This is a genomic window from Aeromicrobium senzhongii, from assembly GCF_014334735.1.
GTDB classification, from domain to species: Bacteria; Actinomycetota; Actinomycetes; order Propionibacteriales; family Nocardioidaceae; genus Aeromicrobium; species Aeromicrobium senzhongii.
The window spans coordinates 1,103,369-1,117,994 of the sequence record NZ_CP060587.1; the positions used below are offsets into that span (position 1 = coordinate 1,103,369).

General features: G+C 71.1%; 10 protein-coding genes. 6 read left to right on the plus strand and 4 right to left on the minus strand.

Annotated features, from left to right (window positions below):
- Window positions 1-120: 120 nt before the first annotated feature.
- The 4 genes from H9L21_RS05595 to H9L21_RS05610 all read left to right on the plus strand — a co-directional run bounded on the left by H9L21_RS05595 (window position 121) and on the right by H9L21_RS05610 (window position 5,760).
- Window positions 121-855, plus strand: a complete 735-nt coding sequence (locus H9L21_RS05595) for a response regulator transcription factor (RefSeq protein WP_255467355.1) — start codon at window positions 121-123, stop codon at window positions 853-855.
- Window positions 856-895: 40 nt separating this feature from the next.
- Window positions 896-2,317, plus strand: a complete 1,422-nt coding sequence (locus H9L21_RS05600) for a sensor histidine kinase (RefSeq protein ID WP_255467356.1) — start codon at window positions 896-898, stop codon at window positions 2,315-2,317.
- A gap of 163 nt (window positions 2,318-2,480) precedes the next feature.
- Window positions 2,481-5,171, plus strand: a complete 2,691-nt coding sequence (locus H9L21_RS05605; RefSeq protein WP_154595332.1) for a purple acid phosphatase family protein — start codon at window positions 2,481-2,483, stop codon at window positions 5,169-5,171.
- Window positions 5,172-5,283: 112 nt separating this feature from the next.
- A complete protein-coding gene (locus H9L21_RS05610) occupies window positions 5,284-5,760 on the plus strand; it encodes a TspO/MBR family protein (RefSeq protein ID WP_154595331.1) in 477 nt (158 codons plus the stop codon).
- Between the two features lies 1 nt (window position 5,761).
- Here H9L21_RS05610 and H9L21_RS05615 read toward each other — a convergent pair whose 3' ends face one another.
- Together H9L21_RS05615 and H9L21_RS05620 are read right to left on the minus strand one after the other, a co-directional pair.
- Window positions 5,762-6,808: an FUSC family protein gene (locus H9L21_RS05615; protein WP_154595330.1), complete on the minus strand. Its 1,047-nt coding sequence runs from the start codon at window positions 6,806-6,808 to the stop codon at window positions 5,762-5,764.
- 90 nt (window positions 6,809-6,898) lie between these two features.
- Complete coding sequence (locus tag H9L21_RS05620; protein ID WP_154595329.1) at window positions 6,899-7,855, minus strand: alcohol dehydrogenase catalytic domain-containing protein; 957 nt, start codon at window positions 7,853-7,855, stop codon at window positions 6,899-6,901.
- Between the two features lie 82 nt (window positions 7,856-7,937).
- Between H9L21_RS05620 and H9L21_RS05625 the strand changes: the two genes are divergently transcribed.
- Together H9L21_RS05625 and H9L21_RS05630 are read left to right on the plus strand one after the other, a co-directional pair.
- A complete protein-coding gene (locus tag H9L21_RS05625) occupies window positions 7,938-8,576 on the plus strand; it encodes an alpha/beta hydrolase family protein (protein WP_154595328.1) in 639 nt (212 codons plus the stop codon).
- A 255-nt stretch (window positions 8,577-8,831) separates the two neighbouring features.
- Window positions 8,832-11,777: a M1 family metallopeptidase gene (locus tag H9L21_RS05630; protein ID WP_187411828.1), complete on the plus strand. Its 2,946-nt coding sequence runs from the start codon at window positions 8,832-8,834 to the stop codon at window positions 11,775-11,777.
- A gap of 197 nt (window positions 11,778-11,974) precedes the next feature.
- Here H9L21_RS05630 and H9L21_RS05635 read toward each other — a convergent pair whose 3' ends face one another.
- Entirely contained in the window at window positions 11,975-13,540 is a 1,566-nt protein-coding gene (locus H9L21_RS05635) for a peptide chain release factor 3 (protein WP_187411829.1), read from the minus strand.
- A 34-nt stretch (window positions 13,541-13,574) separates the two neighbouring features.
- Window positions 13,575-14,579: a 5'-3' exonuclease gene (locus H9L21_RS05640; RefSeq protein ID WP_154595326.1), complete on the minus strand. Its 1,005-nt coding sequence runs from the start codon at window positions 14,577-14,579 to the stop codon at window positions 13,575-13,577.
- Window positions 14,580-14,626: the final 47 nt, after the last annotated feature.

Genomic DNA, 14,626 nt, shown 5'->3' on the forward strand with positions numbered 1-14,626 from the left:
GGCGACAGCGCGCGCTGCAAGGGTGGTGGTCACCGACCTCTGTGAGGAGTCAGCATGAATCCACGTCGCGCGTCCTCGTCCCCGTGCGCGCCGAACCCGCCCGCGGGTACCGTCGGAAAGGTGGACCCCACGGCATCGCAGTCCTCCCGGCTCACGCGCCCGGACGGATCCCCGCTGCGGGTGCTCGTCGTCGACGACGAGGTCAACCTGGCCGAGCTGATCGCGATGGCGCTGCGCTACGAGGGTTGGGACGTCACGATGGCCCACACCGGCCGCAAGGCGGTCGACCTCGCGCGGGAGCTGCGTCCCGACGCCGTCGTGCTCGACATCATGCTGCCCGACTTCGACGGGTTCGAGGTGCTGCGCCGGATGCGCTCCTTCGACCCGAACGTGCCGGTCCTCTTTCTCACCGCGCGCGACGCCGTCGAGGACCGCGTCGCGGGCCTGACCGAGGGCGGGGACGACTACGTGACCAAGCCCTTCTCGCTGCAGGAGGTCGTCGCCCGCGTCCGGGCCCTGATGCGGCGCGCCGGCGCGCAACAGGCCGAGTCGTCGTCGGTGCTGGTGGTCGGCGACCTGACCCTGGACGAGGACAGTCACGAGGTCTTCCGCGGCGGCGACGAGATCACCCTGACCGCGACCGAGTTCGAGCTGCTGCGGTTCCTGATGCGCAACCCCCGGCGCGTGCTGAGCAAGGCGCAGATCCTCGACCGGGTCTGGAACTACGACTTCGGCGGACAGGCCAACGTCGTCGAGTTGTACATCTCCTACCTGCGCAAGAAGATCGACGCGGGCCGTGCGCCCATGATCCACACGATGCGTGGCGCCGGCTACGTCCTCAAGCCGGCGGAGTGACGTGCGACCGGGTGGGCCGCGCTCCCTGACGGCGCGACTGGTGGCCACGACGGTGCTGCTCGTCGTGGGCGTGACCGTGCTGGTCGGGGCATTGAGCGCTGTCGCGGTGCGGTCGTACCTGCTCGCCCAGCTGGACGACCAGGTCACGGCGTCACTGCAGCGGGCCCAGCGTGCGCCGTCGTTCGGCGACGGGCCCGGCCCGGACGGTCTCGACGACCGTCGCGGCCAGGGCGTCGGCACCCTCACCGCGGTGTGGATCCCGGACCGGGACGTGGCAGTCGGTGACGTCATCGTCGAGGGGCAGGACGGTCGGACGAGTCGGTCGCCACTGTCGGAGGACGACCTGGAGGCCCTCGACGAGGTCTCGGCCGACGACGGTCCCCACACCGTGCGGCTGGACGAGTTCGGTGGCTACCGCGTCGTGGTCGTCGAGACCTCGGCGGGGAAGCTGGCGGCGGGCCTGCCCACCCGTGACGTGGACGCCGCGGTTGCCACACTGCTGGGCTGGCAGGGCGTGCTGACGGTGCTCGGCGCGGTCGCCGCACTGGGCGGGGCCCTCGTCCTGGTGCGCCGGCAGCTGCGGCCGCTGCGCGAGGTGGCCGGCACCGCGAACGCCGTGGCGCGGCTGCCGCTGGCCCGAGGGGACATCGAGTTGGCGGAGCGGGTGCCCGCAGACCTCGCCGACGAGTCGACCGAGGTCGGTCAGGTGGGCAGCGCGCTGAACACGTTGCTGGACCATGTCGAGTCCTCCCTCGAGGCACGTCAGCGCAGCGAGGAGCAGGTGCGCCAGTTCGTGGCCGACGCGTCACACGAGCTGCGGACGCCCCTGGCGACCATCGCGGGCTACTCCGAGCTGGCCCGCAGCCGACCGGACGACGAGGAGGCGCTGCGCCGGGCCCTGGAGAAGGTCGAGGAGGAGTCGCACCGGATGACCGCGCTCGTCGAGGACCTGCTGCTGCTGGCCCGACTCGACGCCGGCCGTCCGCTGGCACGCCAGCCGGTCGACCTGACGCGGATGCTGCTGGAGGCGGTCGCCGACGCGCGGGTCATCGCGCCGGACCATGTCTGGCGGCTGACGCTGCCGGACGAGCCGATCGAGGTCCTCGGCGACGAGCAGCGCCTGCACCAGGTCGTCACCAACCTGCTCACGAACGCGCGCAAGCACACGCCCGCAGGAACCACCGTGACCGTGGCCGCCGACCCGTCGGGGTTCACCGTCCACGACGACGGGCCGGGGTTCTCACCCGAGTTGGCCGAGCACGCCTTCGAGCGGTTCACTCGCGGCGACCGTGCCCGCACCCGAGAGGGCGGCGTCGGGCTGGGGCTCGCGCTGGCGGCGGCCATCATCGAGGCGCACGGCGGCAGTGTGACGCTCGACAGCCGGCCGGGGGACACGACCTTCACGGTCCGGCTGCCGGCGGAGGGCGCGCAGGAGGACCCGCCCGGTGAGATCGACGGGTGAGGTGCGCCGGGCCACGGAGGGGACGGAGCGTTCACCCGGGGTTCGCGACTTCTTCTCCCACGCGCCGTAGCACCGTCCCCGTCCAGCCCACCGGTGTTCATCCGCCTCGGGCTGACTAGCTCTCAGGGTGCGCATCCACGCGCACGTACCGAGAGGAATCCAGATGAAGAACCCCATGGGCCGGGCGCGATCCCGGCGCATGTCACTGGCCGCCGTGGCGCTCGCCGTCGCCGGTGTCGGTTGCCTGAGTCCGGTCGCGACCGCCACGGCCTCGTCGACCGCGGCACCGGGCATCGTCCGGGTCGCGAACGAGCCGACCTACTTCGAGCCGCTGATCGACGCCGGCACCTCGTGGCGCTACCTGGCCACCGGCGTCGACCCCTCGCCGACCGGTGACCGCCACGCCTGGGCCCAGCCCGGCTTCGACGACAGCGCCTGGGCCACCGGCAAGGGCGGATTCGGTGCGAAGTGGGAGAGCGGTGTCGAGACCGCCGACTTCGACGACGGGATGCGCGCCACCACCGTGCTGCCGATGCGACCGACCGGTGGCGACAACATCCCCACGTACTTCTTCCGGACCACCTTCGATGTGACCGCCGAGCAGCTCGCGACCGGCGAGGACATCGGCTTCGACGGGTACATCGACGACGCGGCCGTCATCTTCATCAACGGCGAGGAGGTCAAGCGTCACCTCGTCGAGGACGGCACACCCAACGTCGCGTACGACAGCGGCACCGGTGAGGAGCTCGCGTTCACGATCCCCGCGTCGAAGTTCCGGACGGGCAGCAACACCATCGCCGTGCGGCTGCACCAGGACCGTGCCGCGAGCTCGGACATCTGGTTCTCGCTGGACCACCTGGGCGGCGAGCTTCCGCCCCCGCCCTCCGGCCCCGCCGTCGGCGCACCCAGCCGCGTCATCCTGACGCCGACCGAGACCCCCGAGACCTCGCAGAGCTTCACCTGGCTCGCGGGCGCACCGGACGTCAGCGTGGGCCGCGTCCAGTTGCGGGTCGGCGACGGCCCCATCCGGACGGTCGGCGCCACGAGTCAGGGCACGGCCGTCAACCAGGGCAACCCGCACTTCTCCGCGACGGTCCGTGGCCTGAAGCCCGACACGGAGTACACCTACCGCGTCGGCAACCCGGACGCCTGGAGCCAGTGGAAGACGTTCACCACCGCCGACCCGGACGCGGAGGAGACCGAGTACGTCTACTACGGCGACGCCCAGATCGGCCTGGACTCGACCTGGCCGAACGTCGTCAAGCTGGCCCGGGAGAAGGCGCCGAACTCGATCGGCTCGGTGCATGCCGGCGACCTCATCGACACCTCCAGCAACGACACCCAGTGGAAGAACTGGTTCACCGGCATGGTGGAGTCCGCCGCGACGACGAACATCTTCGCCGCGCCGGGCAACCACGAGTACTCGGGCGATCGGCTGCTGAAGTCGTGGAAGGCGCACTTCGAGTACCCGGACAACCAGCCGAACTCCTCCACGATCGGCGACCTGGCCCAGCGCTCGGTCGGCGACACGGAGGTCGCGCGCCAGTACCAGGCCTACTTCGACCACTGGTCGCAGTTCGCGCACGAGACGGTCTACTACAGCGACTACCAGGGCATCCGCTTCATCACGATCAACGCCACGACCGACTCGACGTTCCTGACCCCGCAGAACCTGCCGTCCTGCTCGGGTGAGGAGTGCCCGTCGAAGCGGGTCGCCGCGCTGTGGGCCGAGTACCAGGCCGCGTGGATGGACCACATCCTGGGCGAGTCGCCCGCGAAGTGGAACGTCGTCACGTTCCACCAGCCGGTCTACTCGGCGTCGGCCGGTCGCGACGAGCCGCACCTGCGTGGACCGTGGGTGCCGGTCTTCCAGAAGCACAACATCGATCTCGTCCAGATGGGCCACGACCACGTCTACGCCCGCGGCTTCAACAACGAGAACCGGACCGAGCGCGACGGTGTCACCGACGGCCCGGTCTACATCGTCCAGAACTCCGGCGCCAAGCACTACGACCTGGAGACCGACGAGCGGAACGTGTGGACGAAGAACGGTGCGACCCAGGTGCGCAAGGGTGAGGACTTCTCGAGCTTCGCGGTCGTGAAGGTCACCGACGACCGCCTGCACTACACGTCGTACATCGCCGAGAAGACCGCGTCGTCCACGACCGATGTCCCGGTCGGTGGCGTGTGGGACGAGTTCGTCGTCACCAAGCACGACGACGGCCGCAAGGTCGTCACCGAGGCCGGTGCCCCGGTCCCCGAGTTCGAGGACCTCACCCCGGCACCGCAGATCGTGAAGCAGTCGCCGACCACGGTCCACACGAAGGTCGGCGGCACCGTGCGCCTGGCCGTCGAGGCCCGTGGCGAGGGCGGCCTGTCCTACCAGTGGCAGCGCAGCCCGGTCGGGAAGAACGCGTGGACGGACATCGTGAACCAGGACAAGTCCAGCCTCGTGCTGGAGGACGTCACCGCGAACACCGGCCGTCAGCAGTATCGGGTGGCCGTGACCTCGGGCACGCGGACGGTTCACTCGCTGCCCACGACCGTGATCGTGGCCCCCGACCGCAAGATCGCGTCGAAGGTCGCCGTCGGCAAGGCGACGGTCAAGGCCGGCAGGAAGGCCGCCGTGGTCGTGCGGCCCAGCGTCACCGGGAAGGTTCGCGTGACCGTCCGGGCGGGCGGCAAGAAGCTCACCCGCACCGTGACGGTGAAGGCCGGTCGCAAGACGACGGTGCGGCTCGGCGCGGTGCCGAAGCGTGCCAGGGGTCGAGCCGTCGTCACGGTCGTCCTCAACCCGAGCGATGCGAAGTACGCGACGTCCACCCGGACCAAGGCGGTGAAGGTGAAGCGCTGAGTCTCGGTACGAGCGGGCCCGCCACCGGCTTCGGCCGCGGCGGGCCCGTCCGCTTCTCCTCCAGCAGACGCGTCGAGTCGCGAGCCCGGTGGACCGTGCCTACCGTGGCCGAATGAAGAGCCGCACCCTCGCCAGCAGCATCGCCGCGCCGGTCGCCGCGGCCGTCCTCGGATCCGTCGCGACGTCCACCGGGATGAAGAGCCTCTGGTACCGGACGCTGCGCAAGCCGTCGATCCAACCGCCCGGGCCCGTGTTCCCGGTCGTCTGGACCGGGCTCTACGCGTCCACGGCCTGGGCGTCGGTTGATGCGCAGGCACAGATGACGCCGGACGAGGCGAGCACGTACCGCCGCAAGCTCGCGCTCAACATGGCCCTCAACGCGGGTTGGTGCTGGTCGTTCTTCCGCGGACACCAACTGGTCCCGTCGATCGCGGTGGCGGGCGCCCTGGCTGCCAGCTCGGCCGACCTGGCACGCACCGCCGGGGGAGCCTCGAAGCGAGCCGGTTGGGCGCTGGTGCCGTACACGGTGTGGAACACCTTCGCGACCGTCCTCACCGCCGCGATCTGGCGGAAGAACAGGAACCGCTGACTCAGGCGAACGTGTCGAGGGCTCGTCGCAGCGAGAGCACGACACTGTTGACCACCAGCTGCTCGTGGGTCTCACGAGCCTGGAAGTGGAGCAGTTCGGTCAGCTCCTCGTCGGCAGCCTTCAGATCGGGGTCCGTGTCCGCCCCGTCGGCGTAGGCGTCGAGCGCATCGGCCACCCGGTGCATCGCGCGGGCGATCGGCTCTCGGACGGAGTCGGCCAGAGTCGTTTGACCGGTGGGGTCGCCCGGTGCGCCGTGGGATCGCAGCACGAGGTCGCTGACATCGGCCACGAGCAGCGCGACGCGGTCGAGAGCGTCCGCCTCCTCGGTGAGCTTCCTGAGGGCCTGACGGTGGCGGCGCGCACGGGCGTTGCCCGTCAGTGACTCCTGGGCGCGCAGCACGGCGTCACGCATCTGCGCCCGTGCGCGACGGAGCTCGGAGTGGTCCCGGTGCCACTGCTCCAGGGTGGGCAGCTCGTACGCCACCATGAGGTCGCCCAGCTCGCGCAGCTGTGAGGCCAGGACGTGCCGCGTGTGTCCCACTGCGGACCGGGCGGGAGCCAACGGCAGCGGGGGAGCCATCACGTTGATCAGGATGCCGACCGCGGCGCCGTAGAGGGTCAGGCCGCCGTACGCGCCGATGAAGAACGCCTCGCCGTGGCCGATGATCAGCGTGAACACGGCCGCCGTGGGCGCCCAGCCACCCATCACGCCCAGTGGTCGCCAGCCGGCCGCGCAGACCGAGAGCGCGACCACGATGCCCACGGTCAGGGGAGCGGTGTCACCGGTGACGAGGTCCACCAGCCACGCGATGGTGCCGCCCACGACGATGGCACCCACGGCCTGCATCGACTCGCGGACCGAGCCGGCGAGGGTCGAGGTCGTGGCGATGATCGCCCCGAACGGGGCGTAGTACGGGTAGTCCTGGGCGCCGGGGATGAAGCGGACGAGGCTCCAGGCGATCGCCGCGGCACACGCCGCACGCAGCGCGAGCGCGAACCGGGGGTGGCTCGCCCAGAGGTCGAGGAGCCGGATTCGTGCGGAGTGCATCCGGTCCACGGTGCCACGGTTCGCCGAGGGCGGCATGTCGTCGACGGGGCACGAGCCCGACGGTGCGCGCCCGCCACGGGGGGAGAGAGATCAGCGGGGCACCAGCAGCACGACCTTGCCCACCGACGCCCTCGATTCCAGCGCGCGATGGGCCGCTGCCGCCTCGGACAGGGGGAGAACCGTCCCGACGTGAGGAACCCGTGTCCCGTCGGCCGCCGCGCGGAGAGCCGCCCGCTCGAACTCGTCGAGCCGGTCCAGGATCGGTGGGCCGAGCACGTCGATCACCGGCCGGCTCGGATCGGCGTAGTCGTTCGGCTCTCCGGAGGACCAGCCGAACCGCACCAGCCGGCCGCCCGGCGCGAGGCTGCGATACAGGGCGCGACCGATCGGTCCCGCGACGCCGTCGAGGACGACGGTCGGCGTGCCGACCTCACGCAGTCGCAGCTGCCAGTCGGGACGCTGGTGGTCCAGCGCCAAGGTCGCGCCGAAGCGAGCGACCAGCGCCGTCTTGTCCGGACCGCCCGCCAGCCCGACGGTCCGCGCCCCCGCGGTGGTCGCGCCCTGCAGCAGCAGCGGACCCAGCCCACCGGCGGCGGAGGTGACGACCACGACGTCCTCCGGCCTCAGCTCGGCCAGCTCGAGGATGGCGGTGGCCGTGCGGCCCGTCCCGATGGTGGCGACCGCGGTGGCGGCGTCGAGACCGGCGGGCACGAGATGGGCCCGGTGCGAGTCGACCACGGCCTGCTCGGCGTAGCCGCCGCTCGCGAAGCCGAGGTGGGCGACGACGCTGCGCCCCAGCCAGGTCCCTTCCACGCCGGCGCCCACGTCGTCGACGACGCCCGCGACCTCGCGGCCCGGGATCATCGGCAGCGTGGGGCGGTCGCCGGCGCCGAAGGCGTCCCCGGCCCGGATGGACGTATCGAGCAGGTGGACCCCGACCGCGTCCACGCGGATGCGCACTTGCCCCTCTCCCGGGACGAGGTCGGGCAGGGTCTCGAGGCGCAGGACGTCGGCGGGGCCGAACTCGTGATGACGGATCGCGTACATGACCTCATCGGACAACCTCAACCGGACTTCAGGTCAAGCGCTCCCACCTGCCGCCGCGGCTTTCGGTGCGTAGGGTTCGAGGATGACCTCGATCCTGCTGACGTCCGAGGACCCTCGCGGCATCCTGCTGTTCGCGCCCGGAGCCGCCGGCGACCCGACCCGCTACGAACGTCTGCTGACGTCCGCGAACGAAGCCGGGTTCATCGTCGCGTCGCCCGAGCATGACCTCGACGAGACCTTCTCCGACGAGGTCGTGCGGGAGCGCGTGACGGCCCTCGCTGCAGGGCTCGAGGGTCTCGGGCACGAAGACCTTCCCGTGGTGGCCGCCGGTCACTCGCTCGGCGGCTGCGCGGCACTGTGCCTGGCCGGCGTGCGCCCGCGGAACAGCCAGGGCGCCGTGATCGACGTGCCCCGAGAGCCGCGGGTCGGCCGCGTGGTGGTGCTCGCGCCGGCGACCGGGTGGTTCGAGGGCCGCGATGCACTGGACGACCTGAGCGTCCCGATCACGGTGTTCATCGGTGCGAAGGACGACGTCACCCCGCCGGATACGGCCGAGGTCCTGTGGCCGGCTCCGACCTGGCTCGAACTGCGCACCTACGAGGGCGTGGGCCACTTCGACTTCATGTGGCCACTCCCGGAGAACAAGGTGCCCACCCCGGGCCTCGATCACGAGGAGTTCTACGAGCGGTTCATCGCGGACTTCGTCACCGCACTCGGCTGAGCTCGGGCCCTCACGCGGTGATGACGAGCTCCGCGATCCGATCACCGGCCATCGTGACCCGGAAACGCAGGTCCGCGACGCCGCCGGGGACGTCGCAGCTGGTCGGCCAGCACCGGGACGTGGAGCCAATTTGCTACTCGGCCTGGGCGAATGTCTCCGCGCGGGGGCGGGCAACCGCTAGGGTCGGCACGAACCCAGGGGATGTCGCTGTGCGAGGGGGCTCGCGAAGGACCCGTGACCGACGGAGGCAAACCCGTGAGCGCATCCACCCTCGAACGAGCCCGCTGGCGCCGCGCCGCCGCCCGGGCCGTTCCCCTCGTGCTGGTGGCAGGCACCCTGCTCGGCACGCCGGCCCAGGCCGAACCGCTCGCGCCGGTCGACGGCGCGCAGACCGCGGGAGACGCGATCTTCCCGCACGTCGGCAACGGCGGCTACGACGCCCTGCACTACGACGTCGACATCGCGTGGCAGGCGAACGGCCTCGTCGGAAACATCATGAGCGGCGAGCTCACCGACGCCTCGACCACGATGCGGGCGCGCACCACCGGCGCCCCGCTGCGCACCTTCTCGCTCGACTTCGAGGGCCTGCAGATCGACTCCGTCACGGTCAACGGCGCCCCCGCCACGTACGAGCGCGTGCAGAGCGCGGCGGCCATCAAGTTCAAGCTGATCGTCACCCCGGCCGAGCCCGTCGAGGGCGAGTTCACCACCGAGGTGACCTACCGCGGCACGCCGAGCACCCACGTCGATCCCGACAACTCGTGGGAGGGCTGGGTCCCCACGACCGACGGCGCGATCTTCATGGGCCAGCCGGTCGGCGCGATGGCGGGTTTCCCGCACAACAACACGCCCGGCGACAAGGCGACCTGGTCGTTCACTCTGGACGTCCCCTCCACGATCACCAGCGCGACCGGCACGGGCCCCGCGGCGGCCGTCAGCAATGGTGAGTTGGCCTCGAAGACCGTCAGCCCTGGCGGCGAGCGCACCACGTGGGAGTGGGTGCAGCGCGAGCAGATGGCCAGCGAGCTGGCGCTCATCTCGATCGGCAAGTACGACGTGCACGAGTCCCAGGTGACCCTCTCGGGCGGGCGAGTCATCCCCGAGTGGTCCTTCGTGGACTCGTCGCTCTCCGAGGCGAACAAGACCACGATCAACAACCGGCGCGCCCTGCTCGGCGAGATGCTGCGGCGCTTCGAGGGCGTCTTCGGCCTCTACCCGGGCAACAGCACCGGCGTGGTGATCGACACGGTGCCTTCCGGCATCAACTACGCCCTCGAGACCCAGGACCGCTCCTTCTTCCCCTCGGCTGGCTCCGTCAACGGCAACACGTTGCTGCACGAGCTGGCGCACCAGTGGTACGGCAACAACGTTTCGCCGGGACTGTGGACCGACATCTGGATCAACGAGGGCATGGGCACGTGGGCACCCACCTACTACAACAGCGTCCTGGCGGCGCCCACGCCGAACCCGGGCGCGGTCGAGACGACGTACTACAACAGCTGGTCCAACACGGCGCCGGCGTCGAGCAACTGGAAGACTCCGCCCGGGGCCCAGACCAACCCCGGGAACCTCTACGGCTACCAGACCTACACCCGTGGCGCCCAGTTCTGGGAGGCGCTGCGGACGGTCCTGCGTGACGAGGACTTCCTGCGGGTCCTGAAGCGGTGGCAGGTCCGGTACGCGGGGACGAGCCCGCGCGCCGACCGGCTCAAGGAGCTCGCCGAGGAGATCTCGGGCCACGACCTCAACGCCTTCTGGCAGGACTGGATCTACGACGCCGACAAGCCGGCGTGGCCCAGCAAGTACGACGTGTCGGTCAGCTCCGAGCCGGCCCAGGGCACCGTGTCCGGCGGCGCGGAGGTCGCCTTCACCGTGAAGGCCGTCAACTCCGGCAAGGTCCCGCTGCCGGCCGCGACCGTGACAGTGGACGTCGGCGACGTCGTCGACGACGGTCGCCTCGGCACGTTGCCGGCCGGGGTGACCCGCGCCGGTGAGACGCTCACCTGGACCGTCCCCGAGACCGCCGTCGGCGCGACGGCATCGACGACCTTCACGGTGACGACGCGAGCCGCCAGTGACGACCTCTTCGTGAAGGCCGACCCCGTGACGATGGGCGGGGCCTGCGTCGCCTGCGGCGGCCTGAAGTCCGCCCCGAAGCCGACGGTCTCGGGCACGCCGACGGTCGGCGCGACGCTGACGGCCGAGGGCGCCTGGCCCCAGGGCACGACTCTGACCCACGAGTGGTCGGTCGACGGCGTCGTCCGCACCGGTGCCACCGAGCGCACGTTCGTTCCCGAGCCGACCGACATCGGCAAGACCGTGAGCGTCGTCGTCACCGGCGTCGCTCCAGGCCGCTCCGCGACGCGCCGGGTCAGCGCGCCGACCGAGGCCGTGGTCGAGGGCATGCAGGCGGCCACGCCGGTGCCGACCCTCAGCGGCACCCCGCGCGTCGACGCCGAGGTCTCGGTGGTCCCGGGGGAGTGGGACGCCGGGGTGAGCCTGACGCGCGAGTGGTTCGTCGACGGCGAGTCGGTGGGCAACGGCGCGTCGTACACCCCGACGGCCGCCGATGCGGGCAAGCCGCTGACCGTGGCCGTGACCGGCGAGCGTGCCGGGTACGCCTCGGTGACGCGGACCAGTGCTGCGGTCGAGGTGGCCCTTGCGGAGCAGTCGGCCACGCCGGTGCCGACCATCGCGGGCACCGCCCGGTTCGGGTCGACTCTGCGCGCGACGGCGGGCACGTGGGACGCCGGCGTGACGCTGACGTACCAGTGGCGTCGCAACGGCGCTCCCATCGCCGGTGCGACCACCGCGACCTACCGGTCGGGTCTGGCCGACCTCGGCAAGCGGATCTCCGTCGAGGTGACCGGCTCCCGGGCCGGATACGAGTCGGTCTCGAAGGTCAGCGTGGCGACCGCGCCGGTCGTGCGCGCCACGCTGCCGCGCGGCCGGGTCAAGGTCGTCGGCAAGCCGGTGGTCGGCCGCCAGCTCGGCCTCAGCGTGACCCGGTTCGGCTCGGGACACCGGGTCACCTACCGCTGGTACGTCGGCGGCAAGCGGGTCGGCAACGCCAAGAAGCTGCGGCTGAAGAAGGGGTACGCGGGCAAGCGCGTTTCGTACCGCGTCACGATCAGCAAGCCCGGCTTCACGACCGTCACGAAGAGCGGCAAGGTCAAGGCCAAGGTCAAGCCCCGCCGCTGACCCCACGGGTGGAGGGCTCGGCAGCCACGGCTGCCGGGCCCTTCGTCGTGTCGGGGCGGGTCCGGCCGGTGACGCTGCCTCCGATGGAGCTGGCGGTCCCCGCGACACGAGCGACCCCGCCGCGTGGCGCACCGGTATCGCCCGTCTTCCGGCTGGCCGCCGGCGCTCCCGCGCGGCTGACTCGCCGCGCTGGCCCCTCAGTCGCCTCCGGCCGGCAGCTCCTCCAGCAGAACGTCCGGGTTGTCGCGGGCGACCTTGTTCGCGCGCCACTTGTCCGTGAAGAGCGCCAAGTAGGTGCCGTCCGCCCGTTGCAGGACCTCGACGTTGCGCACTCCGGCCAACGCCTTCGCGCCGTCGGCGTCGGTGCGACGGGCGACCTGGTACTCCAGGCGCGAGAGTCGGATCGGGGAGTTGAACTCGTTCTTCATCCGCTCCTCGACGACCTCGAACTGGAGAGGGCCGACTGCGGCCAGCACAGGGCTCTGGTCGCCGCGGAGGTCGGAACGAAGGACCTGGACGACGCCCTCTTGGTCGAGCTGCTCGATGCCGCGCCGGAACTGCTTGTACCGCCCGATGTCACGGGCGGTCGCGGTCATGAAGTGCTCGGGCGCGAAGCTGGGCACCGGGGGATAGTCGATCGGGTCGCCGACGTAGACGGTGTCGCCCACGCGCAGCGCCTGGGCGTTGACGAAGCCGATGATGTCTCCCGGCGAGGCGTGCTCGGCCGAGGAGGTCGTCCGGCCGAAGACCGCCTGGGCGTACTTCGTCGCGAAGGGCCGGCCGGTCGAGGCGTGGGTCACGATCATCCCGCGGTCGAAGGTGCCGGACACGACGCGGGCGTAGGCGAGCCGGTCGCGGTGGGCGCTGTTCATGCCGGACTGGACCTTGAAGACGAACGCGCTGAACTCGTCGTCGACCTGGCGGACCGTGCCGTCGACCCCGGCGGTCGCGCTCGGGCCGGGGGCGAGTTCGAGCAGCAGCTCCAGCAGCTGGGCGACACCGAAGTTCTGCAGCGCCGAGGCGAACATGACCGGGGTCGTCTCGCCGGCGAGGAAGCGCTTCTGGTCATGATCGGCGCCGTCGAGCGAGAGGAGTTCGCTCTCGTCGGTCGCGGCGGCCCAGACGTCGGCGTCGACGTCCTCGACCTCGTCCGCCGTCATCCGGCGCTCGGGTGCGCGCTCGGCGCCACCGGCGGTGCGGGTGTACTTCACGAACTCGCCGGTGCGGCGGTCCAGGACGCCCCGGAAGTCGCCGGCCTCGCCCACGGGCCAGGTCAGGGGAGTCGGGCGCAGCTTGATCTGCTGCTCGATCTCGTCCATCAGGGCCAGCGGCGACAGGCCCGGCCGGTCCCACTTGTTGATGACGGTGATCACCGGGATGCCACGCAGCGCGCACACGCGGAAGAGCTTGAGGGTCTGCGGCTCGAGGCCCTTGCCGGCGTCGACCAGCATCACGGCCGAGTCGACGGCCGAGAGCACCCGGTAGGTGTCCTCCGAGAAGTCACTGTGGCCCGGGGTGTCGACGAGGTTGATCACGTGATCGCGATAGGTGAACTGCAGCGCTGCGGACGTGATCGAGATGCCACGCGCCTTCTCCATGTCCATCCAGTCCGACACGGTCGCCTTGCGGTCGTCCTTGCCGTGCACGGCCCCGGCCTGGTTGATGACTCGGGCATGCAGCGCGAGCGCTTCGGTCAGGGTGGACTTGCCGGCATCGGGGTGACTGATCACGGCGAAGGTGCGGCGGGGGCGTTTGTCGGACACCACCCGATTTTACTCGGGTGCACGGCAGGCGGGTTCAGCGGAGCGCTGCGGACGCCGGATCGGTGCTCAGCACCCGGACCGCGAGCGTCGTCGTCCTCTCGACGCCCAGGTAGCCCACGACCGTGTTGACCCGACCGAGATCCAGCGGCAGCAGTCCCGGTGTGCCCGGTACGTCGGGCGTGAGACCGAGGTCGAGGTCGTCGCGGCCCGACATCATCTGGATGTTGAACTCGTAGCGCTCGCGTGCCTCGGGCGCGGCGAGCTTGCGGACGATGGTGGCACCCATCCGACGCGTGCCCGTCTCCACGGCCCAGGAGTCCAGGGTCGCTGCGAGGGTGCGTCCCTCGTTGTGGTCGATGTCCGCCCAGACCGTCTGCATGGAGCCGGCCTGCGTGAGGAGCACCGCCGCGGTCTTCTCCCCGATCCCGGAGACTCCCGGGAGGTTGTCGCTGGGATCGCCGCGCAGGGCGGCGAAGTCGAGATAGTGCTCGGCGGCGACGCCGTACATGCTGACGAGCCGAGTCGGGTCGAGCAGCGGCGAGGCGTCGATGCCTCCGTTGATGAGGCGCAGCACGCGGGTGTGCTCGCTGATGTGGCTGAACGCGTCGCGATCGGACGTGATGATCACGCAGTTCCAGCCGTGGTCCTCCGCCCACCGGGCGCCGGAGGCGCTGACGTCGTCAGCCTCGAGCCCCGGGGGAGTGAGGGTGGCCAGGCCGAGGGCGTCGAGGAACGTGCCCGCACGATCGAGCTGGTCGACCAGGGCGTCGTCCTTGGCTGCTCGTCCCGCCTTGTAGGCCGGATAGAGCTCCTCGCGCACCGACGCCTTGCGGTCGTCGAGCCCGAAGATCACCGCGTCGGGGGCGAACCGCTCGATCGCCTCGATGATCTGCCGCAGCATCCCGTGGATCGCCCAGGCGGGCCGGCCCGACCGGTCCATGAGGCCGGTGTGGGCGCGGGCGTGGTGGTTGCGGTGCAGCAGTGAGGGTGCGTCGACCACGAGCAGCAGCTTGCGGGGAGGGGCGTGGTGGACAGGCATGAGCGTCCCCATCCTAGGACCGTCGACGCGCAGCCACGCGCCTCTGC